The sequence below is a fragment of the Candidatus Latescibacterota bacterium genome (assembly GCA_020633725.1).
Lineage (GTDB): Bacteria > Krumholzibacteriota > Krumholzibacteriia > JACNKJ01 > JACNKJ01 > VGXI01.
The window spans coordinates 294,129-318,786 of the sequence record JACKDC010000003.1 but is presented as its reverse complement, the minus strand read 5'-3'; the positions used below and the strand labels follow the sequence as shown (position 1 = coordinate 318,786).

Genomic DNA, 24,658 nt, shown 5'->3' with positions numbered 1-24,658 from the left:
CCCGGACACAAGGCTCGCTAGCGGGCAGAGTGCTCGGCCAAAACGATCACTCGCTCGCGTGAAGAAGCAGAGGGGGAGCCGCGAGGCTCCCCCTTTTTCGCGGCGGGCGCCGGCGGGCGGATTCTTGATTCCCCAGTCTGGATAGGCTAGATTGGTGCCGCTTCGGGGCGGCCCGGCGGGGCGGTCCCGTCCACCGCTCCGGCCACCAACGAGGATCCCATGCCCGCACCCGACACGCAGCGCGTTCTCGTCACCGGCGCCCTCGGCCAGATCGGCAGCGAGCTCGTCCTGGCGCTTCGCGAGCGCCACGGGGCCGACAACGTCGTCGCCACGGACCTGCGTCCGCCCGAGGACAGCGGCGCCGGCCCGGCGTTCAGCCTGGACGTCACCGATCGCGCCGCGCTCGAGGCGGCCGTGACGCGCCACCGGATCGACACCGTCTACCACATGGCGGCGATCCTGTCGGCGGCGGGGGAGCGGCGGCCGGACGTGTGCTGGGACGTCAACGTGGGCGGGACGAAGAACGTGCTCGACGTGGGCGTGGCCGTGGGCCTGCGGCGGATCTTCGTGCCCAGCTCCATCGCGGCCTTCGGGCCGGAGGTGCCGCGGGACCGCACGCCCGACGAGACCGTGCTGAGGCCGCGGAGCGTCTACGGCATCACCAAGGTCGCCGGCGAGCTGCTGGTGGACTACTACGGCCGCCGCTACGACCTGGATTGCCGCGGCGTGCGCTACCCCGGGCTCATCAGCCACGCGACCGCGCCCGGCGGCGGCACCACGGACTACGCCGTGGCGATCTACTTCGAGGCGGTGCAGTCGGGGCGCTACGAGTGCTTCGTGCGCGAGGACACCTGCCTGCCCATGATGTACATGCCCGACGCCATCAAGGCCACGCTGCAGATCATGGCGGCGCCGCGAGAGCGCCTGACCCGCCGCGGCGACTACAACCTGGGCGCCATGAGCTTCACCGTGGGCGAGCAGGCCGCGAGCATCCGCGAGCTCGTCCCCGACTTCACGGTGAGCTACGTGCCGGACTACCGCCAGGCCATCGCCGAGAGCTGGCCCCGCAGCGTGGACGACCGCGCGGCCCGCGCGGACTGGGACTGGACGCCGGACTTCGACCTGGATGCCATGACCCGCGACATGATCGCCGCCCTGCGCCGCAAGCAGGCCGCGGGCGCGCTGGAGGGCTGATTCCCCAAGGAGACGTCATGTTCGATTCCGTGCGCGACGAGCTGAGGGCCACCCTCGGCGAGATCGAGGCCGCCGGCCTCTACAAGCGCGAGCGCATCATCGTGAGCGACCAGAAGGCCCAGATCCGCCTGGACAGCGGCGCCGAGGTGCTGAACTTCTGCGCCAACAACTACCTGGGCCTGGCCAACGACCCCGCGATCATCCAGGCGGCCAAGGACGGCATGGACAGCCACGGCTTCGGCCTCTCGTCCGTGCGCTTCATCTGCGGCACGCAGGACATCCACCGGCAGCTCGAGCGCGCCGTGGCCGAGTTCTTCGGCACCGACGACACGATCCTCTACACGTCCTGCTTCGACGCCAACGGCGGCCTGTTCGAAGTGCTGCTGGGCGAGGAGGACGCGGTGATCAGCGACGCGCTGAACCACGCGTCCATCATCGACGGGATCCGCCTCTGCAAGGCCCAGCGCTACCGCTACGCGAACAACGACCTGGGCGAGCTGCGCACGCGGCTCGAGGAGGCCCGCGGCGCGGGCGCGCGCCGGATCCTGGTGGCCACCGACGGGGTGTTCTCCATGGACGGGATCGTCGCCCAGATCGACAAGGTCTGTGACCTGGCCGAGGAGTTCGGGGCGATGGTCATGGTGGACGACTCCCACGCCACCGGCTTCTTCGGCCCCACGGGCCGCGGCAGCGTGGAGCACTGCGGCGCCCTGGGCCGGGTGGACGTGATCACCTCGACCCTGGGCAAGGCCATGGGCGGGGCGTCCGGGGGCTTCACCACCGGCCGCCAGGAGATCGTGGACCTGCTGCGGCAGCGGAGCCGGCCCTATCTCTTCAGCAACACCGTCGCCCCGGCCATCGTGGCGGCGGCCCTCCGCACCCTGGAACTGATCTCGGGGAGCACGGCCCTCAGGGACAAGGTCGAGGCCAACACCAAGTATTTCCGCAAGATGATGACCGCCGCCGGCTTCGCCATCGTCCCCGGGGAGCACCCCATCGTGCCCATCATGCTGGGGGACGCCCGTCTGAGCCAGGACTTCGCCGAGGCCATGCTGAAGCGGGGGATCTACGTCATCGGGTTCTTCTACCCGGTGGTGCCCCAGGGCAAGGCCCGGATCCGGGTTCAGATCTCGGCCGCCCACGAGCGGGAGCACCTGGATCGGGCCATCGCGGCGTTCACGGCGGTGGGCCGGGAGCTGGGCGTCATCCGCTAGCCACGAACCTTTCTCGAATCTTCACCATCCCGGACTTGTGGCTCCAGGATTGTTGGTGTTATGCTCTGGCGTTCCACAAGGCGGCTGCCCGGAGGGCGGCCCGTGGACCATACGCGTATGCCAGTTCAGATCAACCTTGCACTGCACCCCAGGGGGAACAGTCTGATGAAGAAACTGCTTCTGCTCGCCGCAATCATGATGCTGGCGGTCGCCGCCAACGCCGCGACGTACACCTACGGCTGGGAAGACGGCACGAGCACCGTGCTGAGCGGGTTCGACCTCTACGAGGCCACCAACGTGAGCGACGTCGTCTACGACGGCAACTACGCCCTCAAGTTCGCCGATGCCACGGTGGATGGCGCGGGCACGCCGCAGGGCTACGTCTGCTGGGTTCGCGGCCTGTTGGACGGCGACGTCGTCTCGGCTTCGATCGCGCGCTACGACGACACTCCCGACGCGAGCCCGAGCGGCCGCATCTGGGGCCACTGGAACGACGATCCGCTCGATGTCGACGGCTACGCCGGCAGCGCGAGCGGCAACAGCGACTACGGTCTCGGTCTGGGCTGGGACATCACCAGCTTCGACTGGACCGTGAGCGGTGGCCACACCGGGCTCGTCATCGAGGTGCGCATCTACTCGAACCCGGGCGACACCGTCTGGTACGACAACCTCGAAGTGATCGTCCCGGATCGCGACGGCGTCGAGGTGGAGTTCCCCGGCGGCTACGTCCCGGTCGAGGGCTCGACGATGAGCAGCATCAAGGCGCTCTACTAGTCTAAATCGCAAGACCCGTTACGCTTCAGGTCCCCACCTGCGCAAGCGGGTGGGGACCCTTTTTTCTGCGGCCCGGCGGCCGCGGCCAGGAGACCAGCATGTGGTGGGACCGCGACGACAGCGATCTCGACGAGCAGGGACGTCTGCCCACCTGGGAGATGTTCCGGCGCATCCATCCCTACGTGCGCCCGCACCTGACGGCCTTCTTCCTCGCCTTCGGGCTGGGGCTCGTCAGCGTGGCGCTGCACCTGGGGCAGCCACTGGTACTGCGTCACATCATCGACGTGGACGTCCCCGGCGGCGACCTCGGCGGCCTCTTCCGCTCGGCCCTGACCTACCTCGGCCTGATGGTGGGCATGGGCCTGGCCACGGTGGTCTCGAGCATCCTGCTGGGCAAGGCCGGCGTGATGGCCGTGAACGCCATCAAGCGCTCGCTCTTCGGGCACTTCTTCCGCCTGGGCGTGCTCTGGCTGGAGCGGCTGCCCGTGGGCACGCTGGTGAGCCGCATCGAGTCGGACAGCCAGCGGCTCGTCGCGCTCACCAGCACGATGATGATGCAGATCCTGCACGCCGTGGGCACCCTGGTGGGAGCGCTGGTGGTGCTGGCGAAGCTCGACATGCGCCTCTTCGGCGTGGCGGCCGTGGTGATCCCCGTGATGCTCGCGGGCACCTTCCTCATCTTCCGCGTCATGCGCCCGCGCTTCCGCAAGGAGCGCGCGCTCTACGCCCGGTTGGTGGGCCTGCTCGCCGAGACGCTCCCCGCCGCCCGCTACCTGCAGGCCGTGGGCCGCAGCAACTGGGCGCGCGGGCGCATCGAGGCGGAGAATCGCCGCTACAACCGCTTCTCCGTGAAGCTCTTCTTCATGGAGTACGGCCTTTTCCACGGCCTCGGCTTCCTGGAAGTCGTGATGACGGTGAGCGCCCTCTGGCTCGGCTCGGGCTGGGTGCGCGCGGAGACGATCAGCGTCGGCACGCTGGTGGCCTTCGCGCAGCTCATCGCCCAGATCTACTGGCCGATCATCGCGCTGTCCGAGCAGCTCGCCGAGATCCAGCGGGCGGGCGGGGCGGCCGATCGCATCTTCCAGATCCTGGACACGGAGCCCGAGGTGGCGGCGCCGGCGGATCCGGTGGCGGTGCCCGCGCGCCCGGCCACGATTCGCTTCGAGGACGTCAGCTTCGCCTACGAGGCCGGCAACCCCGTGCTCGAGAAGGTGAGCTTCACGCTGGGCGCGGGCGAGACCGTGGCGCTGGTGGGGCCGACCGGCGGGGGCAAGAGCACCCTGGTGGGGCTGCTCTGCCGCTTCATGGACCCCACGGCGGGGCGGATCACGCTGGACGGCAACGACCTCCGCGACTTCGACCCCCGCGAGCTGCGCCGCCGCTTCGGGCTGGTGCTGCAGGATCTCTACCTGTTCCCGGCGAGCGTGGCCGACAACCTGCGCGCCTTCCGTCCCGAGGTGGACGACGCGCAGGTGCAGCAGGCGGCGCGCACGGCGGGCCTGCACGAGGTCATCGCCCGGCGGCCGCAGGGCTACGCGTCGCCGCTGGAGAGCCGGGGGCGGGATCTGTCCTACGGCCAGCGGCAACTGATGGCCTTCGCGCGGGCGCTGGCGGTGGATCCGCCGGTGCTGGTGCTGGACGAGGCCACGAGCAGCGTCGATCCCGGCACCGAGCGGCGGATCCAGGCGACGCTCGAGCGCCTCACCGAGGGGAGGACGACCCTGGTGGTGGCGCATCGCCTGTCCACCGTGCGGCGGGCGGACAGGATCCTGGTGATCGACGGCGGGATCGTCGAGAGCGGCAGTCACGACGAACTCATGGCGCGCGGCGGACGCTACGCGGAGCTGGTGGCCCTGCAGATGGAGGAGGTGCGCGGTGCTGAAAAGAGTGCTTAGCTGGTTCGCGCCACACTGGCGCCGCGTGCGCGGGGGGCTGACGGTGGTCTTCGCCCTGACCGTGCTGGGCATCGCCACGCGCACGCTCTACCCGCTGATCTTCAAGTTCATCATCGACTCGCTCGTGCAGACGGACTCGGCCGGTACGGTAGACGTGACCAGCGCGCGCAACTGGGTGCTCGTCCTGCTCGCCATGGGCTTCCTGCGCAGCCTGACGCAGGCCTTCCTGCCGTCGAGCCGCGCCTGGATGAACCTGGCCATCGCCATGAGCATCCGCCTCGAGCTGTTGCGCCGGATCCTGGCCAAGCGCCACGACTTCTTCCAGCGCTTCCAGCCGGGCGATCTGGTGGCGCGCATGACCGACGACATCGACCAGGGCGACAAGCTCGGCTGGTACGCCTGCTCGGGCGTGTTCCGTCCCATCGAGGCAGGGCTGACGCTGGCCTTCAGCCTGGCGGTGATGTTCGGACTGCACTGGCAGCTCACCCTGGCGTCGACCTTGCCGCTACCGCTCATCGTGTGGCTGCTCAGCAAGACCGAGTCGCTGCAGCACCGCCGCTACAACGAGCGGCAGCAGGCCACGAGCCGCACGGTGGAGACGCTGGAGGCGGGCTTCTCCGGCTCGCGCATCGTGCTGGGCTTCGCCATGGAGGACGCCCAGGAGCAGCTCTTCGACACGGTGCTCAAGGAGCGCGAGCGCACGGAGAAGCGCGTGGTCTCGTTGCAGGCGCTGCTCGAGGGCTTCTTCTCGATCATGAACCAGGTGGGCCTCGTGGTGGTGCTCTTTCTCGGCGGCTGGTTCGTGCTGCGCGATCCGCACTTCACGCTGGGCGACTTCTACGCCTTCGTGGCCTACCTGTCGGGACTGAGCATGCCGCTGTGGACCATCAGCTGGTTCTTCGTGAGCACCAGCGTGACGCACACGTCGGTGAAGCGCATGCAGGAACTCGAGGCCGCGGAGGAGCGCCAGCCCGGCCGCGAGGACCTGCCCGAGCGTCACCCCGCGCTCGTCATGGAGCGCCTGCGCTTCGCCCACCGCGACGCGGAGGGCACGGCCGTGCCGGTGCTGAAGGACGTCACCGTGAACGTGCGCCCGGGCGAGACCGTGGCGCTGGTGGGACCGGTGGGTTGCGGCAAGTCCACCTTGCTCGAGTGCGCGACGGGGCTGCTCACGCCCGACGAGGGCGAGGTGCGCCTGGGCTCCCTGCCGTTGGCCGCGCTCGCGGACGACGTGCGCGCGCGCCACGTGGCCTACGCGCCCCAGGAGCCGCAGCTCTTCGCGGGCACCGTGGGCATGAACGTCAGCCTGGACCGCGAGGACGTCAGCGGCGACGCCGTGCTGCGCTCGCTGCGCACGGCCCGCCTGACGCGCGAAGTGCCGGTGGACAAGGAGGTGTCGCAGGGGGGCAAGGGGCTCTCGGGCGGTCAGCAGCAGCGCGTGGCCATCGCGCGGGCGCTGGCGGGATCGCCGTCGGTGCTGGTGCTGGACGACGTCACCAGCGCGCTCGACGCCCGCACCGAGCGGCAGTTCTGGAATCACGTGCGCAGCCAGCTGCCGGACGCGGGCATCCTGGTGTCGACGCACCGCGAGGCCACGGCCCAGCGCGCGGACCGGGTGCTGTGGCTGCAGGACGGCGTGGTGCACCGCACGGGCACCCACGCCGCCCTGCTGGCCGAGCACGAGGACTACCAGCGGCTTTTCGCCACGGAGTAGCCGCGGCTACTCCGTGAAGATGCGCACGTTGTCGTCGCCGTCCTGGACGTCCACGGTCAGCTCGCGCAGGGCGTCGATGAGCTCGTCGGCCTCCAGGCCGCTGAAGCTCTCCAGGTCGATGCCCTTGGCCTCGAGCTTGGCCTTGGCGTCCCGGGGCAGCATGGCGCCCAGCTTGATCCCCGTGCGCACGAGCTTGAGCGGCACGCGGATGTTCACGGTCTCGCCACCGCGGCCGTCCACCTGTACACGCAGGTAGCGGGGGAGGGGGCGCGGGGCGTCGTCGTCCTCGGTGCCGGGCGGCGCGGTGTCGGGGCCGGCAATGGCGCTGGCCGTGGCATCGCGGTCGCCGTGGCGGTGCTGGTGCAGGTGTCGCCGCCAGTGTCGGCCGCGACCTTCGCCGCGTCCCGCGCCGCCGCCATCGAGCCGCTCGAGCAGCCGCTCGGCCTCGTCGGCGGTGATCTTGCCGGCCGCCAGCATCTCCAGGACCTTCTTGCGTTCTTCGGACATGGTTCGCCTCCTTCGTGGGCGTCAGATGAGTTGCAGGCGCACGGGGTCCCCGTGGCCGCGCACGTCGGGTTTCGGGACGAGCAGGCTGGGGGGCATCAGACGTCCTCCTCGCTGGCGAGCCGCTTCAAGGCTTCGTCCACGCTGATCTCACCGCGTTCGAGCCGCTCCAGGGTGTCCATCTCGGGGCGGGGCACCTGGTAGTGACGGTCCAGCTTGGCCGCGAGAGCGTTGAGACGGTTCTTCACCGTGGGGTAGCTGATGCCGAACAGCGCCTCCATGCGCTTGATGGAGCCGTGATGGCGCAGGAAGGCCACCAGGAAGACCTGCTCCTCCAGGGACAGTCTGGCCAGCTCGGAGACCTCGAACTGGCCATCCAGGTTCAGATCGCAGTCGCTGCAGTGAACCCGCGTGATGCTCATCGGGCGCCCGCAGCCGGGGCAGGTGGCCTTGCCAATGTCCATGTCTACCTCCTTCTCGATGAGGATTGTAGAGCAATGACTTAAGAAAATCAAGCCCTATGTTGAAAATTATGAGCAGCGGGGATGCCAGGGTTCGATGCCCCCAAAGCGGCTGAGAATTGTCGGAATTCATCCGCTTTGCCTTGGCCCCGGCGTTGCTCTATGCTCTTCGCAGCGCGCCGCTGGCCCTGCCGGCGGCGTTCACCGTCAACGCGAGGTCGCCACCCATGGATGAACGTCGACCTTCCTCCACCCTCGCCGGACTCGAGCGCCTCGGGCTCAACGCCCTGGCGCGCTGGAAGCACCGGCGACGCCCGCTGATCCTGCGCTACGCGGGCTTCCGGCCGAACGACGGACCGTCGAGCCCGGGGGATGCACGCCTGCCCATCGCCGCGCTGCGCGCGCAGCTCGGCCACCTCAAGGCCAAGGGCTACCGCTTCGTGAGCCTGGACGAGCTGCTCAAGGGGCTGTCCCACGTCCGCGGCTCGGCGCGGCTCGTCACGCTGAGCTTCGACGGCGGCCTGAGAAGCGCCATCGAGCTGGCCTATCCGCTGCTGCGGGAGTTCGGCGCGCGGGGGACGCTCTACGTCTCGCCGGCGCTGGTGGAGGCGGGCGTGACGGCGGGCGGCGAAGCTGCCGCCGGCTGGGACGACCTGCGCGGCCTCGACCCGGCCGTCCTGCTGGTGGGCAACCAGGGGCGCAATCCCCTCGACTGCGAGGAGCCCACCAGCGACGCCGTCTTCGAGCGCGCGGTCTGGCAGGCGGGGCTGGACATCGAGGAGAAGCTCGGCTATCCGGTGCGGCACTTCTGCTGCCCCGCGCCCGACGAGCGCCTGCTGCCGCAGCGCATCCCCGAACGGCTGGTGGAGTACGGCTACCGCTCCGCGGTGACGAGCCACCCCGGCTTCGCGAACGACGGCCTCGACGCCTTCCATCTGCACCGCTTCGCGGCGGACGCGGACTTCGCCCTGTTCAAGGCCGCCACCAGCGGCGCGCTGGGCTGGCTGCAGCGCCTGGGTCTGTGGCGGGACGCCGCACCTACGCCGGCAGTGCCCGCGCCGGGTCGCACGCGCGCCGCCGCGGCGGGGCGGCAGGGTCGGTCGGGCCGCTAGTTGAGCTGCAGCGTGACGGGCAGGTCCGTCGCCTGATCCTCGACGCGGATCAGCAGGCGCGCCTGGGTGTCGCCCAGCGAGGCCTGGATCCACAGCGAGTCGGGGATGGTGGCGGTGCCGCCTCCGTGGAGATCCACCTCCAGCCCAAGCGGCAGCGAGCTGTAAGGAATGAAGAAGCGGCCCTGGTCGTCAGTGGTCGTGGCCGGCCCGAGGCAGGACTCGTAGTCCAGGCCAGTTCGGTTCAGGAAGAAGTAGCCCCGTTCCTCCTCGTGGACCGCCCCGCTCTGCCGGATTCTCAGCTTGTAGAAGTACACGCCGTTGGGCACGAGTGCCCCGCCGTCGTCCACGAGCTGCCACGTGACCCCGTGGGACCCCGCTGGCAACAGCACGTTCTGAAGCAGAGAGCGGACGGTCCTCCGATCGTGATCCAGGATCTGGAAGGTCACCCCGCTGGGCTCGGGCAGCGTGAACGTGATCCCCACCGCCGCCGGACCGTCACAGTCCCAGTCACCGGATTCATCGGGCGGCCAGTCCCCCCAGTATTCCGGGCGGAGACCGTAGATCAGACCAATCGGGGTCCGCGGAGCCGGGCTGCCGTCGGCGCCCAGCACCGTACCCACGATGGAGGGGGAATGCGTCGGCGGCGCGGCGGGATCGAAGATGCACGCCGTGGCGGACACGATTGCCAAGGGCAGCAGCCAGCGCGCGGCCGATTTCACTGTCATCGTCATCCTCCCCTCCTTGCCCTTCAAGCCTAAAACAAATCGGGAGCCGCGGCAAGCGGCCCCCGAAGGCGTCCCGGTCCGAAGCGGCTACTCGTCCGGCTGCAGGAAGGGGTAGCGGTAGTCCGTGGGCGGGATGAAGTTCTCCTTCACCGTCCGCGGGCTGACCCAGCGCAGCAGGTTGAGGTGGCTGCCGGCCTTGTCGTTGGTGCCGCTGGCCCGCGCGCCGCCGAAGGGCTGCTGGCCCACCACGGCGCCCGTGGGCTTGTCGTTGATGTAGAAGTTCCCCGCCGCGTTCACCAGCGCCTCGCGCGCCTCGATCACGGCCTCGCGGTCGCGGGCGAAGACCGCGCCGGTGAGGGCGTAGGGGCTGGTGGCGTCCACCAGCGCGAGGGTCTGCGCCCACTTGCGGGTCTCGTAGACGTGGATCGTCAGCACGGGGCCGAAGATCTCCTCTTCCATCAGCTTGAAGTGGGGGTCGTCGGTCACCACGACCGTGGGCTCGATGAAGAAGCCCTTGCTGTCGTCGTAGCCGCCGCCCGCGATGATCTCCGCGCGCTTGCTCTTCTTGGCGTAGTCGATGTAGCCGGTGATGTCCTTGAACGCGCCCCGGTCGATCACGGCATTCGAGAAGTTCGTGAAGTCGGCCGGATCGCCCTGCTTCATGTCCTTGAGCATGGCCAGCATGCTGCGCTTCACCTTGGGCCAGAGATTCTTGGGGACGTAGGCGCGGCTCGCGGCCGAGCACTTCTGCCCCTGGTACTCGAATGCGCCGCGCACCAGGGCCACGGCCAGCGCCTCGGGATCGGCGCTCGCGTGGGCCACGACGAAGTCCTTGCCGCCGGTCTCGCCGACGATCCGCGGGTAGCTCTTGTAGCCCGCGATGTTGTCGCCCACCGTCTTCCACATGCCCTGGAAGACGCCCGTCGAACCGGTAAAGTGGATGCCCGCGAGTTCGCGGTGCGACATGATCATGGGGCCCACCACGCTGCCGGGACCGGGCACGAAGTTGATCACCCCGGCCGGCACGCCCGCTTCCTCGAAGAGCTTCATCAGGAACCAGCCGCTGTAGACGCTGCTGGACGCCGGCTTCCACAGGACCACGTTGCCCATCATGGCCGGCGCGCTGGGCAGGTTGCCGGCGATGCTGGTGAAGTTGAAGGGCGTCACCGCGAAGACGAAACCCTCCAGCGGCCGCTGCTCGAGCTGGTTCCAGCTGCCCTTGGGGCTGTGGGGGGGCTGCTCGGCGTAGATCGACTCCATGTACTTCACGTTGAAGTTGAAGAAGTCGATCAGCTCGCAGGCCGCGTCGATCTCGGCCTGGAAGGCGTTCTTGCTCTGGCCGAGCATGGTGGACGCGTTGAGGGTGGAGCGCCAGCTCGTGGCGAGCAGGTCCGCCGCCCGCTTGAAGATGGCGGCGCGATCCTGCCAGGGCATCCGCGCCCAGGTCTTGCGGGCTTCGAGCGCCGCGTCGATGGCCGCGGCCACCTCGGCCTTGCCGGCCTGGTGGTAGCGGGCCAGCACGTGGCCGTGGTCGTGGGGCATCACGCAGGTGGCCAGCTTGCCGGTCTTGACGGCCTTGCCGCCGATCACCAGCGGGATCTCGATCTCCTTGCCGGCCAGTTCGGCCAGCTTCGCCTGCAGCGCGCGGCGCTCGGGGCTGCCGGGGCGGTACTCGAGGACGGGTTCGTTGACGGGAGCGGGGAGCCTGAAGATTCCGTGCGCCATCGCGTCTCCTTGCCTGGCGGAGGCCGGGCGCCCAGCGGGAGGACCCACACTCTCCGGGACGTCGCGGCCGGCCGGCCCGCCTCGCGGCCCGGCACCTTCCGCTAGTATGCGAAATCCCCGGGGCTTTGCAATCCCCGGGGACCCGCCGTGCCGCTGCCTGGATCAGTACAGCGACTTCACGGCGCCCCAGCTCCGCGACTCGGTCGCCGTGGTCTCGCAGCCCACGTCGTAGGCGCCGATCAGCAGATCGCAGGCGTTGCCCGCCGGGGCGCAGGGCGAGTCCGTCCGCAGGCCGTAGTCGCCCTGGTCCGGCGCGCAGAAGAGCGGATCGGCCGAGAGGTTGCCGTTTTCCGTGGGGCCGCCGTAGCCGCAGTCGTGCCAGTCGCCGCCGGCGTTGTTCCAGAGGTCCGAGCAGGTGATGACGAAGCTGTTGGGCAGGCCCGCGACGCAGCCGAAGGCGAGGCCGGGGCCGCCCACGACGATGCACGCGTCCATCACCACGGTCGCCCCCAGCCGCGACGAGACCGCCGCGCCGTCCACGGAGCCGCAGCCGTCGAAGGTGCACTGGTTGATCAGGAACTCGCCGTCGGCCTCCGCCGACACCGCGCCGTAGAAGCCGTAGCAGTCCACGAAGAGACAGTGATCGATGAGGCGATCCGCCTGCCCCTCCTGGCTGAAGATCGCGTTCCGCGCGCCGACGAAGACGCAGTTCTGGATGAAGGGCCAGGCGAAGCGCAGGTCGACGCAAACCGTGCCGCCCTCGAAGCGGCTGTTCGTCAGCCAGAACTGCCCGGTGTTGCGCGCGTCGATGCCGATGGCGTTGTCCTCGAAGGTGCAGCCGTCCACCTCCAGGCGCGTCTCGGGGAAGGGATTGACCGGCGTGGGCGTCCGAATGGCCACGGGGTTGCCCACGAAGCGCAGGTTTTCGAAGCGGAAGCGGTCGAGGTTCTGCGGCGCGGTGACGTCGAAGTAGGCATCCGTGCTGCCGGTCAGCACGACGTCGCCGACGCCGCGAAAGGTCAGTCCGCCCGGGAGCAGCGCGTGCGGCGCGGCGACGGCGTAGGTGCCGGCGGCGATGACGATCTCGTCGCCCGGGCTCGCGGCGTCGATGGCCGCCTGGATGCTGGGGTGGTCGGCGGGGACGTGGATCGTGTCCGCCGAGGCCGTCGCGGCCGCGAGGACGCAGACCACGAGGGAAAGAGCCTTGAGCATGGTCCCCCCTTGGGTGCTTCGAGTCGCGCGAGTCCAGGTAGTTTAGGGGGCCGGGGAGGGCAAATCCAGGCGGACGTCGCGGCGCCCGCGTCACCGCCCCTCGCTGCGCAGCACCTCGCCCTCCGCGTGGTCGCCGCCGCCGCCGGAGCAGCCCACGTCCAGCGCGCCGATCAGCTCGCCGCAGGGATTGCCAGCGGGCGCGCAGGGGGAGTCGGCGGCGGGGGCGAAGTTGCCCTCGCGCAGCCCGCAGAAGCCCGGATCCGCCGACAGGTTGCCGCCCTGGCCGGCCTGCGCCGCCACGAGTCCCGCCCAGTCGCCGCCGGCGTTGCCGTAGACGTCGCAGCAGAGCAGCATCGCCGCGCCCTCGCGCTCGCCCTCCAGCGCGGCGGCGCCGGAGAAGCAGAGGATGCTCGTCTCGATGAAGGCGCTGCCCAGCTCGCCGCGGAGGCTGATGCCCCCGCTCTCGCGCTCGCCAGGCAGCCCGAAGAAGGTGCACTGCCGGGCCGACAGGAAGCCGTCGTCCACCCGTGCCCAGCCGCCCTTGGCGGCGCTGCCGTCCACCAGCAGGCAGAAGGTCAGCTCCGCGTGGCCCCCTGGGGCGAGATAGAGCGCGCCGCCGGCGCGGGCCTCGTCGCCGATCAGGGTGCAGCCGGTGAGCTCGATCGCGGCGTCGGCGAGGAAGAGTCCGCCGCCGCGCGCGCCCGCGCGATTGCTGTCGAAGACACAGCCCTCGAGGCCCAGGCTGCCGCGCAACGCGTAGAGCCCGCCGCCGTCCGCCTCCGCGCCGTTTTCGCGAAAGCTGCAGTTCACGAGGCGCAGCAGGCTGCTCGCCTGATAGACGCCACCGCCCTCCCAGGCCATGCCGCCCACGAAGTCGATGTTCTCGATGGCGCTGCCCGTGGCGCCGGGCGTCGCGAGCAGGATGCGATCGGCGTAGCCCCCGTGCAGGATCACCTTGCCGCTGGGCTCGCCGATGAGCGTGAGCAGGCGGTCCATCACGTAGAGAGTGGGGCCGAGGCGAGTCTGCACCGGGTCGTCGGTGTAGGTGCCGGGGGCGAGGCGCAGGGTGTCGCCGTCCACGGCCACGGCCATGGCCAGTTGCAGACTTTCGATGTCGGCGGGGACGCGCAAGCTGCGCGCGGCGGCGGGAGCCGCCAGCAGGGCGAGCACGGGAACCAGCAGAAGCCGGAATCGACGGTGGCGCGGCATGCGATCTCCCCGGATTCCGACACGACCTGCCACCATCATAGCATGAACGCGGGGGACGGCGCACCCCGCGCGCTTCAAGCGTCCTCGCTCAAGCGCCGATGGAGCGCCAGCGCGCGCTCGGCGCTGTCGCAGCCCACGAGGCGCAGGCGGCCGTCGGGGAAGACGACGACGTCCAGGCCGTCGATCCGCGCGCGCAGGTAGTCCGGACCCGGCGCCGGCGCATCCAGACGGCGCGCCAGCGCCGCCAGATCGGGGGCGGGGGTGCCGGGCGGGGGCGTCACCTGGAGGGTGCGGGAGCAGAGCATGGCCACGCGGGGCCGATCGCGCGGGGCATCGAGCAGGGGAGTGTCGCCGTGGACGCAGACCGGGCAGTCCCGCCGCGGCCGCGCCGCGCGCACCCGGCCCAGCTGCCCGCGCCAGAGATCCACGGTCCAGAGTTCGCGGCGGAGCGCGTCCGTGCGGCCGCCCAGCAGCTTGAGGGCCTCGGTCAGGCTCAGGGCCGCGGCCTGCAGCACCGCGGCCTGCAGGACGCCCAGCACGTCGCAGCGCTCCTCGCTCTCGGGCGCCGGCGGCGCGGGATAGAGGCAGGCGAGGCAGGCCGTCTCGCCGGGCACGATGGGCAGGCTCACGGCCGTGGCACCGATGGCGCCGCTGTAGATCCAGGGGATGGACGCGCGGCAGGCCAGCTCGTTGATCAGCGCGCGCGTGGCGAAGCTGTCCGTCCCGTCCACGATGAGCGCCGCGCCCGGGGCGAGCGCCTCGAGCAGGGTGGGCGTGGCCTCGGCCACGTGGGCGTCCACCGCGAGCGCGGGGACGATCGCGGCCAGGCGCTCGGCGGCGGCGCGGGACTTGGGGCGGCCGACGTCGCCGCGCGCGTAGAGGCACTGCCGGCCCAGGTTGCCGGCGTCCACCAGGTCGCGGTCCACGAGCGTGAGCGCGCCCACGCCGGCGCGGGCGAGGCCCTCGGCCATGGCGCTGCCCGTGGCGCCCACGCCCACGACGAGCACGCGCGCGCGCGCCAGACGCGCCTGGGCCTCCGCCCCGAAGGGCGCGAAGAGCTGCTGGCGTTCGGTGAAGTCCTGGGTCACGGCGCGCTCCTGGCTGGCCGCGAGCATAGCGGAGCGCGGCGTGCGTCGCCAGGGTCACGCGAAACGGCGCGCCGCTCCCCCCGGCGGGGATGCGGCGCGCCTTCGCTTCGCTGAGTGGTGGCGGCGCTACTTCATCAAGACCAGTCGACGGCTCTCGCGGCCCCCCGCGTGGACGAGCTGCGCCAGGTAGACGCCGCTGCCGACGGGCTGCCCCGAGTCGTCGCGGCCGTCCCAGACCAGCGCGTGATCGCCGGCGCCCAGCGGCCCGTCGTGCAGGGTGCGCAGGCGACGGCCGGTGACGTCCACAATGGCCAGGCGGACGTCACCGGCGTCGGCGAGCTGGACGGGGATGGTCGTCGTCGGGTTGAAGGGGTTCGGGAAGTTCTGGCCGAGACGCGGCGCGACGGGCGCGGCGTCCACGGCCGTGTTGCCGAGCTCGGTGAGCGCCACCTTGGCGGCCTGCTGCACTTCCTTCGTGACGCTGGTCTCCTGCACGAAGCAGACGATGTCGCAGAACTCCGGCCGGTACTCATGGGGAGGGTCGCCGGTGGGCAGCACGAAGCTGGCGTAGGCCGTCGCCGTCTGCGGGAACTCGCCGCTGAAGGTGACCGGCGTGCCGTTGAAGTCGGGGAAGGCATCGCGGAAGGTGTACTCGTGCCAGTCGATGCCGTTGGTCCCCTCGTAGTAGACCTGGCTCTCCGTGAGCACGATGAACAGCGCATAGCTGCCCGGCAGCGCGCTGGTGGTGCTGGCCGTCGCCTGGATCAGCACCTGCCGCGTGCCGGGATCCCAGCTGCCGGTGATGTCGATGCTCAGATCCGTGGGCTGGGCCAGGCGGTTGTTGAGCGCGGTGACGTAGCCGGCGTAGCTCGTGGCCGAGTTGGCGCCGTCCGCCTTGATGCGCGGAACGCTGGGCACGGGGTACCAGTTGATGCGCCCCTCGTTGTCCTCCACGTTGTGATAGTAGAAGGGGTCGATGGGATACGGGAAATCCGTGTGCCACAGGATCGCCGCGGTGTTGTCCGGGTGATCAGCGATGAACTGCAGGAAGATCGGCTCCGCCGATCCGCAGGCGCTTCAGCCGGTGTTCGTGAACTTCTCGAAGAGCACGGTGCGCTCGACGGCGCCGGCCGGCAGCGCCGAGGCGAGCAGAGCGAGGCCGAGCGCGAGGGTCAGTCGCGAATTGCGCATGGACGGACCTCCAGTCCGGGGTGGCAGCAGTGACAGATGCTCGCGGGTACGGTTCCGATGCCGCGGCGTGACCTGCCGATTCGTGGAATCGGCGAGAACCGCCCAGCGGGGTTTCCGATCCCCTGCTCCCGATAGCCGGGAATCCCCGGACCCGGGGTTGACGCCGCCCGCGCCCGGCGGCAGCTTGGTGTCTACCCCCAACCCGCAAGGACTTCCGCCATGTCCAGACTCCCGCTCCACCTCGCGCTCCTGCTCCTTTTCGTCCCCGCCGCGGCCCTGGCGACGAACGTGGGTCCCGGCGACGTGAGCGGCACCTGGACCGCCGCGAACAGCCCCTACGTCGTCCAGGGACAGATCACCGTGCCGGCGGGGCAGACGCTGACCATCGACCCCGGCGTGGACGTGCTCTTCGCCGGCGGCTTCGCGCTGCGCGTGGAGGGCGTGATCCAGGCCGTGGGCACGGCGGTGGACTCCATCCGCTTCCTGCCCGAGACCGCCGGCAACACCTGGGCGCACATCGAACTGCCCAGCGGCGCCGGGGACGGCTCCACCTTCGGCTACTGCGTCTTCCGCAATGGCGACGCCTCGGCCAACACGGATCCCCTGAGCCCCAATGGCGGCGCGCTGTGCATCGCCCAGGGCGTGAGCGCCACGGTGTCGCAGTGCACGGTGGAGTGGTGCGAGGGCGACAACGGTGGCGGCATCTGGGCGAGCGACCAGGTCGCCATCGCCGACTGCGTGATTCGCCACTGCCAGTGCAACGGGACCAACGCCAAGGGCGGGGGAGTGTGCTTCTACTACGGCGGCGATCTCTCGGGCTGCACCGTCAGCGACAACTACTCGAACTTCTCGGGCGGGGGCGTCAGCTGCGAGTACTGCCAGGGTGAACTGGTCGACTCCGAAGTGACGAACAACGTCGCGCGCGTCCACGGCGGCGGCTTCGACATCCAGTACGCGAACGGAAGCTCGGCGGTGCGCAACTGCCTCATCGCCGGCAATACCAGCGTGATCGACGGCGGCGACGGCGGCGGGATCTTCTACTGGTATGGCGCGGGCGACGAGATCACCGGCAACACGATCGTCGACAACACGGCGACCTCGGGCGCGGGCATCACCTACGGCTACGCGACCCTCACGATCGAGCAGAACATCATCGCCGCCAACAACGGTCCGGCCTCGTGGCGCGTCTACGGTACCGAGACGGTGAGCTACACCCGCAACTGCGTCTGGGCGAACGAGGACGACACCCTGGACGGCGACCTCAGCGAGACGCTCTACGTGGATCCCCTCTTCTGCGACGCCGGCGCGGGCGACTACACGCTTTGCGCGGACAGCGCCTGCCTGCCGCTCATCATCGGCGCGCTGGGCCAGGGCTGCGACGCCTGCCTGACGGCCACCGAGGACGCGAGCTGGGGCCGAGTGAAGGCGCTCTACTAGTAGAGCGCCTTGATGGCGCCGAGGCTGCTGGCGCGGATGGCGACGGACTCCCGCCACATCTCGGCATTCAGCTGCAGGTCGTAGCCGATGGCCTGGTAGAAGCCGCCCGCCGGGACCATGGTCCCACCGCAGGCCAGCGACTGCGGAACCCAGGGTGCCGCGAGGCCGCCGGTGACCTGGACGATCGCCCCGCAGACTCCCATACTCATGTCGCGCCAGAGCGTCCAATCGAAGGGTCCCATCTCGCCCCGAAGCCAGAGCTCGCCGTTCACGAAGCTCGCCGGCGGCTGGTTGGCCTCGTGGGGCTGCTCCCAATCCCCATCGAAGCTCGGGTCCTGGTAGATCGACATGACGCCGCCCGTGTACGTGAAGGTGCTGACGCCGCCCTCGACCCCTTCGCCCCCGGAGACGAGATCCGTGAAGACGATCGTGTACTCGTTGACGCTAGGGCTGTAGGGCAAGCCGGGGATCACTCCTTCGGCGTCCACGACGAAACCGACCAGGACCAGCGTGTCCCCCTGGGCGGAGAACTCGAAGCCGCCGCTCTCGTAGCCGTAGGTGCTGAAGTGGATGTTGATGGTGTCCTGCGCCAGGCAGGGCGCGGCGGCGATGGCCAGCGCGAGCAGCGCGAGCGCGAGTCTGCGTCCCATGACTGTCCCTCCCCCGGGCCGGGCGGCCCGCCACGAGGACGAGTATGCGCCTTCCGCACGCAGCGCAGCAAGCACATCCCGGGACGGGCATTGACCTCCGCCCGGACCCGTGCCAGATTCCTGCCAGCCGCCGGCCCTGCCGGGGCGGGCGCATCCCTCTAGTTTGGAATGGAGGTGCCGTGAACGGTACCCGCTCGGAGCGCCAGCTGGCGCTCTTCATCGACTTCGACAACGTGGCCCTGGGCAAGAACGCCCGGAGCCGTGCGACCAAGTTCGACATCAAGCCCGTCACCGATCGTCTGCTCGAGAAGGGCAAGATCGTCTTCAAGAAGGCCTACGCCGACTGGTCGCGCTATCCCAAGGACAAGGACGCCCTGCACAGCGCCGGCATCGAGCTGATCGAGATTCCCAAGCCGCGCATCTCGGGCAAGAACAGCGCGGACATCCGCCTGGTGGTGGACGCCATGGAGCTCTGCTACGCGAAGGAGCACATCGACACCTTCGTGATCGTCAGCGGCGACAGCGACATCACCCCGCTCGTGAACAAGCTGCGCGAGAACCGGCGCGTCATCGTGGGCATGGCGCTCAAGGAAGCGGCCAGCGACCTGCTGGTGGGGGCCTGCGACGAGTTCATCTTCCTCGAGGACCTCGGCAAGACCAGCGAGCCGAAGGCGGCGCTGGACAAGCTCGCGAAGGTGCCGCAGGGCAAGCAGAAGGTCTTCGCCCTGCTCATCTCCACGGTGACCGCGCTCATGCGCGAAGGCCGCGAGACGGTCTATGGCTCGCTCGTCAAGGACACCATGAAGCGCAAGCAGCCCACCTTCAACGAGCAGGGCTACGGCTACTCCACCTTCGGCGACCTGCTGGAGGACGCCGCCGAGCTGGAGCTGATCCAGCTCTCGCGCGACAAGACCGCGGGCAACACCTACGTCGTGTCGGGGCTCGGCCCCGGAGCGAAGGGCCGCTAGCGTGCGCGCGGCGTTCAAGCGGCGGCTGGACGAAGGCGTCCTCCTCTTCGACGGCGCCATGGGCACCACGCTCTACGACCGCGGGGTGCACCTGGGCCGCTGCTTCGACGCGCTCAACCTCGACGACCCCGACCTCGTGCAGGGCGTCCACGCGGACTACCTGCGCGCGGGCGCCCAGGTGCTGCAGACCAACACCTTCGGCGCGAACGTGTTCAAGCTGGGCCGTCACCACCTGGCCGACAGCATGGCCGACATCAACCGCCGCGGCGCGGCCCTGGCCAAGGAGATCGCCGCCGGCCGCCCGGGCGTGATGGCGGCGGGCAGCATGGGGCCGCTGGGCGTCAAGCTCGAGCCGTGGGGGCCCACCAGCCGCGAGGAGGCCCGCGCGGCCTTCGCGAGCCAGGCGGCCGCGCTGGTGGACGGCGGCGTGGACCTCTTCGTGCTGGAGACCTTCGCCGACCCGGGCGAGCTGGCCGAGGCGATCCGCGGCGTGCGCCAGGCCGCGGCCGATCTGCCGATCGTCGCGCAGCTCACGCTGGGCGAGGAGGGGCTCACGCTCTACGGCGCACCGCTGGCGGACGTGGTTCCCTTCGTGCTGGCCGCCGGCCCCGACGCCATCGGCCTCAACTGCACCGTCGGCCCCGAGCTCATGCTCGAGGCGCTGGAGGCGCTGGCGGGGCTCACGGATCTCCCGCTCAGCGTGCAGCCCAACGCCGGCTATCCCAAGCGGATGGAAGAGCGCTACTTCTACCTGTCCAGCCCGGACTACTTCGCGCGCTACGGCAAGCGCTTCGTGGAGGCCGGCGCGCGCATCGTGGGCGGCTGCTGCGGCACGACGCCGGATCACATCGCCGCGCTCTCGCGCAGCCTGCGCGCGGTGTCGCCGAGCCATCCCACGCACGCCGTGCCGCTGGCGCCGCCGCCGCGCATGAAGCAGGTGGAGCCGGTGCCGATGCCGGCGAAGAGCAAGCTCGCAACGAAGATCGCGGCGGGCGAAAAGGTCTGCAGCGTGGAGCTGCTGCCGCCACGCGGCTGGGAGCTGGACAAGCTGCTCGCCCTGACCGCCGACATGGCCGCGGCGGGCTTCGACGCCGTGAACATCCCTGACGGTCCCCGCGCCACGGCGCGGCTCAGCCCCATGGCCACGGCGGTGCGCATCGCGAGCGAGCTCGAGGGCATCGAGCCGGTGCTGCACTACGTCTGCCGCGATCGCAACCTGCTGGGCATGCAGGCCGACCTGCTCGGCGCCTACGCGCTGGGCCTGCGGAACCTGCTGCTCATCACCGGCGATCCGCCGGTGCAGGGCGACTACCCGCAGGCCACGCCGGTCTTCGACGTGGACTCGATCGGCCTGACGAATCTGGTCCACCGGCTCAACCATGGCTACGACGTGGGCGGCCGCGCCATCGGCCCGCCCACGGGCTTCCTCATCGGCGTGGGGGCGAACCCGACGGCGCTGAACATCGAGCGCGAGATCGAGCGCTTCCGCTGGAAGGTGGACGCGGGGGCCGAGTACGCCGTCACGCAGCCGGTCTTCGACCTGGCGCCGCTGCGCGCCTTCCTCGCCGCGGTGGCCGACGTGCGCGTCCCCGTGCTCGCGGGCATCTGGCCGCTGCAGTCGCTGCGCAACGCCGAGTTCCTGGCCAACGAGGTGCCGGGCGTGAGCATCCCCGCGGACGTGATGGCGCGCATGCGCGCCGTGGCCGGCGATCCCGAGGCCGAGCGGGCCGAGGGGCTGGCCATCGCGCTGGAGATGAGCCGCGCGGTGCTGGGCGAGGTGGAGGGCCTGCAGATCAGCGCGCCTTTCAATCGCGGCGAGGTGGCCCGGCGCATGCTCGAGGAACTGCAGCCGGACCTGGCCGCCGCCAACCGGAGGGGCCGCTGATGCGTCCCGACGCCACCGACGCCCTGCGCGCCCTGATGGCCGAGCGGATCCTGGTTCTGGACGGCGCCATGGGCTCGCTGATCCAGGGCCTCGGCTTCGGCGAGGCGGAGTTCCGCGGCGAGCGCTACCGCGACCATCCCCGCGACCTGAAGGGCGACAACGACGCGCTCTGCCTCACGCAGCCGGACGCCATCCGCCGCATCCACGACCAGTATCTCGACGCCGGCGCGGACATCATCTGCACGAACACCTTCAACGCCACGGCCATCAGCCAGGCGGACTACGGGCTCGAAGCGGACTGCGAGGCCATGAACCGCGCGGCCGCCGAGCTCGCGCGCGCGGCCTGCGATGCCGCGGAGGCCGCCGACCCCGCGCGCCGGCGTTTCGTGGCGGGCAGCCTCGGTCCCACGAACAAGACGCTGTCGCTGTCTCCGCGCGTCGAGGATCCGGGCTATCGCGCCGTGACCTTCGAGCAGGTGCGGGACGCCTACTACGCCGCGGCGCGCGGCTTGGCGGACGGCGGCGCGGACATCCTGCTGGTGGAGACCATCTTCGACACGCTGAACGCCAAGGCGGCGATCGTGGCGCTGGAGCGGCTCTTCGCGGAGCGCGGCGCGCGTTTGCCGGTGATGCTCTCCGTCACCGTGACCGACCGCTCGCAGCGGACGCTGTCGGGTCAGACCCTCGAGGCCTTCTGGGCCTCGGTGGCGCATGCGCGTCCGCTGAGCGTCGGACTCAACTGCAGCTTCGGGGCGCGGGAGATCCATCCGGCGCTGGCGGATCTGGCGAGTTTCGCGCCGGTGCCGGTGAGCGTCTATCCCAACGCGGGCCTGCCCAACGCCTTCGGCGGCTACGACGAGAAGCCAGCAGACACAGCGTCGTTGATACAAGAGATGGCGCGGGAGGGACTGGTCAACCTGGTGGGCGGCTGCTGCGGCACCACGCCGGCGCACGTCGCGGCGCTGGCCGCGGCCGTGAAGGGGATCGCGCCGCGGCCCTTCCCGCTGGAGGCGCCGTTGCCCCGCCCCAGCCGATTCAGCGGACTCGAGCCGCAGACGATCCGCGAGGACAGCAACTTCTTCATGGTGGGCGAGCGCACCAACGTGGCCGGCTCGCGGCGCTTCGCGCGGCTGATCCGCGAGGAGGACTACGAGGGCGCGCTGGAGGTGGCCCGCCAGCAGGTGCAGGGCGGCGCCAACATGCTGGACGTGAACATGGACGACGGGCTCATCGACGGCCCCGCCGCCATGACGCGCTTCCTCCAGCTCCTGGCCGCCGAACCCGAGATCGCGACGCTGCCGGTGATGGTCGACTCCTCGCGCTGGGAGGTGCTCGAAGCCGGCATCAAGTGCCTGCAGGGCAAGGGCGCGGTGAACTCACTCAGCCTCAAGGACGGCGAGGCGCTCTTCCTCGAGCGCGCGCGGATCGTGCGCGAGCACGGCGCGGCCGTGGTGGTGATGGCCTTCGACGAGCACGGCCAGGCCGACACCGTGGACCGCAAGGTGGAGATCCTCGGGCGCGCCTACGACCTGCTCACGGGGCAGGCGGGTTTCGCGCCGGAGGACATCATCCTCGATCCCAACGTGCTGGCCGTGGCCACGGGGCTCGTCGAGCACGAGGAGTACGCGCTGGCCTTCCTGCAGTCGCTGCCGCGGCTGAAGGCGCGTTGCCCGGGGGCGCGGATCAGCGGGGGAATCAGCAACCTGTCCTTCGCCTTCCGCGGCAACGACACGGTGCGCGAAGCCATGCACGCGATCTTCCTCAGCGAGGCGATCGCGGCGGGGCTCGACATGGGCATCGTGAATGCGGGACAGCTGGCGCTGACGGAAGAGGTGGAGCCCGCCCTGCGCGAGCGCGTGGAGGACGTGCTCTTCCGCCGCCGTCCCGACGCCACCGAGCGCCTCATCCGCTTCGCCGAGGGCGTGGACGCCAAGGCGCTCCGCGCCACCGAGGAGGCGGCGTGGCGGCAGGGGGACGTCGCCGAGCGCCTTGCCTACGCGCTGCGCCACGGCATCCTCGATCATCTCGACGCGGATCTCGAGGAGGCGCTCGCGGCCTTCGGCGCGCCGCTGGCCGTGATCGAAGGTCCGCTCATGGACGGCATGAACGAGGTGGGCGAACTCTTCGGCGCGGGCAAGATGTTCCTGCCCCAGGTCGTGAAGAGCGCGCGCGTGATGAAGCGCGCGGTGGCCGTGCTCGAGCCGCTCCTGGAGAAGGACGCCGCCGGCGGCGCGAGCCGCGGCACGGTGCTCATGGCCACGGTGAAGGGCGACGTGCACGACATCGGCAAGAACATCGTGGGCGTAGTGCTCGGCTGCAACGGCTACCGCGTGGTGGACCTGGGCGTCATGGTGCCGGCGGCGACGCTGCTGGACCGGGCCGTGGAGGAGAAGGCGGACATCGTGGGGCTGAGCGGGCTCATCACCCCGAGCCTCGACGAGATGGCCCAGGTGGCCGCCGCGATGGAGCGCCGCGGCCTGCAGCAGCCGCTGCTCATCGGCGGTGCGACCACGAGTCCGTTGCACACGGCGGTCAAGATCGCGCCGGAGTACTCGGGCGGGGTGGTCTGGGTGAAGGACGCGAGCCGCGCCGTGGGTGTGGTGGGGCGTCTGCTGGATCCTGGCGCCGCTTCGGACTTCCTCGCCGACACGGCGGGCGAGCAGGAGCGCCTGCGCGCATCGCGACGCGGCGAAGGCAAGCGGCTGCTGACGCTCGCGGCGGCGCGGGCGAATCGCCCTCGGCTCGACTGGGGCGCCTACGCGCCGCCCAGGCCGAGCTTCACCGGCCTGCGCGAGGTGGCGCCGCGCCTGGAGGAGCTCGTCCCCTACATCGACTGGACGCCCTTCTTCTTCGCCTGGGATCTGCGCGGCCGCTTCCCGGGGATCCTCGATCACCCCGAGCAGGGCCACGCCGCACGCGAGCTCTACGCGGATGGCCGCGCGATGCTCGAGGTGATCGTCGAGGAGGCGCGGCTCACGGCGCGGGGCGTCTACGGCTTCTGGCCGGCGCGGAGCGAGGGCGACGATCTGGTGCTGCTCGATGCAGAGTCGCAGGGCGCCGCACACCTGCGCCTGCCCATGCTCCGGCAGCAGGGCGAGAAGGCGCCCGAGAAGCGGCACTTCTGTCTGGCGGACTTCGTCGCGCCGCAGGGCGACTTCCTGGGCGCCTTCGCGGTGACCGCCGGACTGGGCACGGACGAGCTCGTGCGCCACTACCAGCGCAAGGGCGACGACTACCGCGCCCTGCTCAGCAAGGCGCTGGCCGACCGCCTCGCCGAGGCCTTCGCGGAGTGGCTGCACGAGCGCGCGCGCGAGGACTGGGGCGTGGGCGAGTCGCCGCGCTGGCCGCTGGAGCGACTGCTGCGCGAGGACTACCGCGGCATCCGGCCCGCCTTCGGCTACCCGGCCTGCCCCGACCACGCGCTCAAGTTCCCGCTCTTCGAACTGCTCGAGGCGGGACGCCAGGGCCTGTCGCTCACGGAGAACGCCGCCATGCTCCCCGCGGCCAGCGTGAGCGGGCTCTACTTCGCGCATCCCGAGGCGCGCTACTTCGACGTGGGCCGCCTGGCCCAGGATCAGCTCGCGGACTATGCGGCGCGCCGCGGCGTGCCGGTGGAGGAGGTGGAGCGCTGGCTCTCCTACCGGCTGGTGGACGCGGCGACGTCGCGCAGCTAGCCGGTCGCCGGCGCCGTTGACGACGA

General features: G+C 70.6%; 19 protein-coding genes. 10 read left to right on the top strand and 9 right to left on the bottom strand.

What is annotated here, in order from left to right; all coding sequences use genetic code 11:
* Positions 1-219: 219 nt before the first annotated feature.
* The 5 genes from H6693_08685 to H6693_08665 all read left to right on the top strand — a co-directional run bounded on the left by H6693_08685 (position 220) and on the right by H6693_08665 (position 6,791).
* A complete protein-coding gene (locus H6693_08685; GenBank protein ID MCB9516259.1) occupies positions 220-1,194 on the top strand; it encodes an NAD-dependent epimerase/dehydratase family protein in 975 nt (324 codons plus the stop codon).
* 17 nt (positions 1,195-1,211) lie between these two features.
* Entirely contained in the window at positions 1,212-2,408 is a 1,197-nt protein-coding gene (gene kbl / locus H6693_08680; protein ID MCB9516258.1) for a glycine C-acetyltransferase, read from the top strand.
* Between the two features lie 165 nt (positions 2,409-2,573).
* Positions 2,574-3,182: a hypothetical protein gene (locus H6693_08675; GenBank protein MCB9516257.1), complete on the top strand. Its 609-nt coding sequence runs from the start codon at positions 2,574-2,576 to the stop codon at positions 3,180-3,182.
* A 98-nt stretch (positions 3,183-3,280) separates the two neighbouring features.
* Positions 3,281-5,077, top strand: a complete 1,797-nt coding sequence (locus H6693_08670) for an ABC transporter ATP-binding protein (protein ID MCB9516256.1) — start codon at positions 3,281-3,283, stop codon at positions 5,075-5,077.
* Positions 5,058-6,791, top strand: coding sequence for an ABC transporter ATP-binding protein (locus tag H6693_08665; GenBank protein ID MCB9516255.1), 1,734 nt, complete (start codon positions 5,058-5,060; stop codon positions 6,789-6,791). The genes H6693_08670 and H6693_08665 overlap by 20 nt, the downstream gene beginning before the upstream one ends.
* A 6-nt stretch (positions 6,792-6,797) precedes the next feature.
* On the opposite strand, the gene H6693_08660 is transcribed toward H6693_08665, so the two are convergent.
* On the bottom strand, positions 6,798-7,298 hold the full coding sequence (locus tag H6693_08660) for a hypothetical protein (GenBank protein ID MCB9516254.1): 501 nt from the start codon (positions 7,296-7,298) through the stop codon (positions 6,798-6,800).
* Between the two features lie 95 nt (positions 7,299-7,393).
* Positions 7,394-7,759, bottom strand: a complete 366-nt coding sequence (locus H6693_08655; GenBank protein ID MCB9516253.1) for a DUF2089 domain-containing protein — start codon at positions 7,757-7,759, stop codon at positions 7,394-7,396.
* A 224-nt stretch (positions 7,760-7,983) separates the two neighbouring features.
* Between H6693_08655 and H6693_08650 the strand changes: the two genes are divergently transcribed.
* Positions 7,984-8,868, top strand: a complete 885-nt coding sequence (locus H6693_08650) for a polysaccharide deacetylase family protein (protein MCB9516252.1) — start codon at positions 7,984-7,986, stop codon at positions 8,866-8,868.
* On the opposite strand, the gene H6693_08645 is transcribed toward H6693_08650, so the two are convergent.
* From H6693_08645 to H6693_08620, 6 genes are all read right to left on the bottom strand, one after another.
* A complete protein-coding gene (locus tag H6693_08645) occupies positions 8,865-9,599 on the bottom strand; it encodes a hypothetical protein (protein ID MCB9516251.1) in 735 nt (244 codons plus the stop codon). The genes H6693_08650 and H6693_08645 overlap by 4 nt on opposite strands.
* A gap of 81 nt (positions 9,600-9,680) precedes the next feature.
* Complete coding sequence (gene pruA / locus H6693_08640; GenBank protein MCB9516250.1) at positions 9,681-11,318, bottom strand: L-glutamate gamma-semialdehyde dehydrogenase; 1,638 nt, start codon at positions 11,316-11,318, stop codon at positions 9,681-9,683.
* Positions 11,319-11,480: 162 nt separating this feature from the next.
* Entirely contained in the window at positions 11,481-12,530 is a 1,050-nt protein-coding gene (locus H6693_08635) for a hypothetical protein (GenBank protein ID MCB9516249.1), read from the bottom strand.
* A gap of 90 nt (positions 12,531-12,620) precedes the next feature.
* A complete protein-coding gene (locus H6693_08630; GenBank protein MCB9516248.1) occupies positions 12,621-13,739 on the bottom strand; it encodes a hypothetical protein in 1,119 nt (372 codons plus the stop codon).
* Positions 13,740-13,813: 74 nt separating this feature from the next.
* A complete protein-coding gene (locus tag H6693_08625) occupies positions 13,814-14,827 on the bottom strand; it encodes a ThiF family adenylyltransferase (protein ID MCB9516247.1) in 1,014 nt (337 codons plus the stop codon).
* A gap of 126 nt (positions 14,828-14,953) precedes the next feature.
* The gene (locus H6693_08620) at positions 14,954-15,781 is read right to left on the bottom strand and encodes a T9SS type A sorting domain-containing protein (GenBank protein ID MCB9516246.1); all 828 of its coding nucleotides are present in this window, start codon (positions 15,779-15,781) and stop codon (positions 14,954-14,956) included.
* 456 nt (positions 15,782-16,237) lie between these two features.
* Here H6693_08620 and H6693_08615 point away from each other — a divergent pair, with 456 nt between their 5' ends.
* Complete coding sequence (locus H6693_08615; protein ID MCB9516245.1) at positions 16,238-17,455, top strand: right-handed parallel beta-helix repeat-containing protein; 1,218 nt, start codon at positions 16,238-16,240, stop codon at positions 17,453-17,455.
* On the opposite strand, the gene H6693_08610 is transcribed toward H6693_08615, so the two are convergent.
* Positions 17,452-18,105, bottom strand: coding sequence for a hypothetical protein (locus tag H6693_08610; GenBank protein ID MCB9516244.1), 654 nt, complete (start codon positions 18,103-18,105; stop codon positions 17,452-17,454). The genes H6693_08615 and H6693_08610 overlap by 4 nt on opposite strands.
* 44 nt (positions 18,106-18,149) lie before the next feature.
* Here H6693_08610 and H6693_08605 point away from each other — a divergent pair, with 44 nt between their 5' ends.
* From H6693_08605 to metH, 3 genes are read left to right on the top strand one after another with little or no spacing between them, the layout of a single operon-like run.
* Positions 18,150-19,073 (top strand): NYN domain-containing protein, encoded by a 924-nt coding sequence (locus H6693_08605; protein ID MCB9516243.1) that lies wholly within the window; start codon positions 18,150-18,152, stop codon positions 19,071-19,073.
* Between the two features lies 1 nt (position 19,074).
* The gene (locus tag H6693_08600) at positions 19,075-20,958 is read left to right on the top strand and encodes a bifunctional homocysteine S-methyltransferase/methylenetetrahydrofolate reductase (GenBank protein MCB9516242.1); all 1,884 of its coding nucleotides are present in this window, start codon (positions 19,075-19,077) and stop codon (positions 20,956-20,958) included.
* Positions 20,958-24,632, top strand: coding sequence for a methionine synthase (metH, locus tag H6693_08595; protein ID MCB9516241.1), 3,675 nt, complete (start codon positions 20,958-20,960; stop codon positions 24,630-24,632). The genes H6693_08600 and metH overlap by 1 nt, the downstream gene beginning before the upstream one ends.
* Positions 24,633-24,658 lie beyond the last annotated feature (26 nt).

Excerpts from the sequence above, each read along its gene's own strand:
- H6693_08685 (MCB9516259.1), top strand. The coding sequence starts at position 220 with ATGCCCGCACCCGACACGCAGCGCGTTCTCGTCACCGGCGCCCTCGGC.
- kbl (MCB9516258.1), top strand. The coding sequence starts at position 1,212 with ATGTTCGATTCCGTGCGCGACGAGCTGAGGGCCACCCTCGGCGAGATC.
- H6693_08675 (MCB9516257.1), top strand. The coding sequence starts at position 2,574 with ATGAAGAAACTGCTTCTGCTCGCCGCAATCATGATGCTGGCGGTCGCC.
- H6693_08670 (MCB9516256.1), top strand. The coding sequence starts at position 3,281 with ATGTGGTGGGACCGCGACGACAGCGATCTCGACGAGCAGGGACGTCTG.
- H6693_08660 (MCB9516254.1), bottom strand. The coding sequence starts at position 7,298 with ATGTCCGAAGAACGCAAGAAGGTCCTGGAGATGCTGGCGGCCGGCAAG.
- H6693_08655 (MCB9516253.1), bottom strand. The coding sequence starts at position 7,759 with ATGGACATTGGCAAGGCCACCTGCCCCGGCTGCGGGCGCCCGATGAGC.
- H6693_08650 (MCB9516252.1), top strand. The coding sequence starts at position 7,984 with ATGGATGAACGTCGACCTTCCTCCACCCTCGCCGGACTCGAGCGCCTC.
- H6693_08645 (MCB9516251.1), bottom strand. The coding sequence starts at position 9,599 with ATGACGATGACAGTGAAATCGGCCGCGCGCTGGCTGCTGCCCTTGGCA.
- pruA (MCB9516250.1), bottom strand. The coding sequence starts at position 11,318 with ATGGCGCACGGAATCTTCAGGCTCCCCGCTCCCGTCAACGAACCCGTC.
- H6693_08635 (MCB9516249.1), bottom strand. The coding sequence starts at position 12,530 with ATGCTCAAGGCTCTTTCCCTCGTGGTCTGCGTCCTCGCGGCCGCGACG.
- H6693_08630 (MCB9516248.1), bottom strand. The coding sequence starts at position 13,739 with ATGCCGCGCCACCGTCGATTCCGGCTTCTGCTGGTTCCCGTGCTCGCC.
- H6693_08615 (MCB9516245.1), top strand. The coding sequence starts at position 16,238 with ATGTCCAGACTCCCGCTCCACCTCGCGCTCCTGCTCCTTTTCGTCCCC.
- H6693_08610 (MCB9516244.1), bottom strand. The coding sequence starts at position 18,105 with ATGGGACGCAGACTCGCGCTCGCGCTGCTCGCGCTGGCCATCGCCGCC.
- H6693_08605 (MCB9516243.1), top strand. The coding sequence starts at position 18,150 with ATGCGCCTTCCGCACGCAGCGCAGCAAGCACATCCCGGGACGGGCATT.
- metH (MCB9516241.1), top strand. The coding sequence starts at position 20,958 with ATGCGTCCCGACGCCACCGACGCCCTGCGCGCCCTGATGGCCGAGCGG.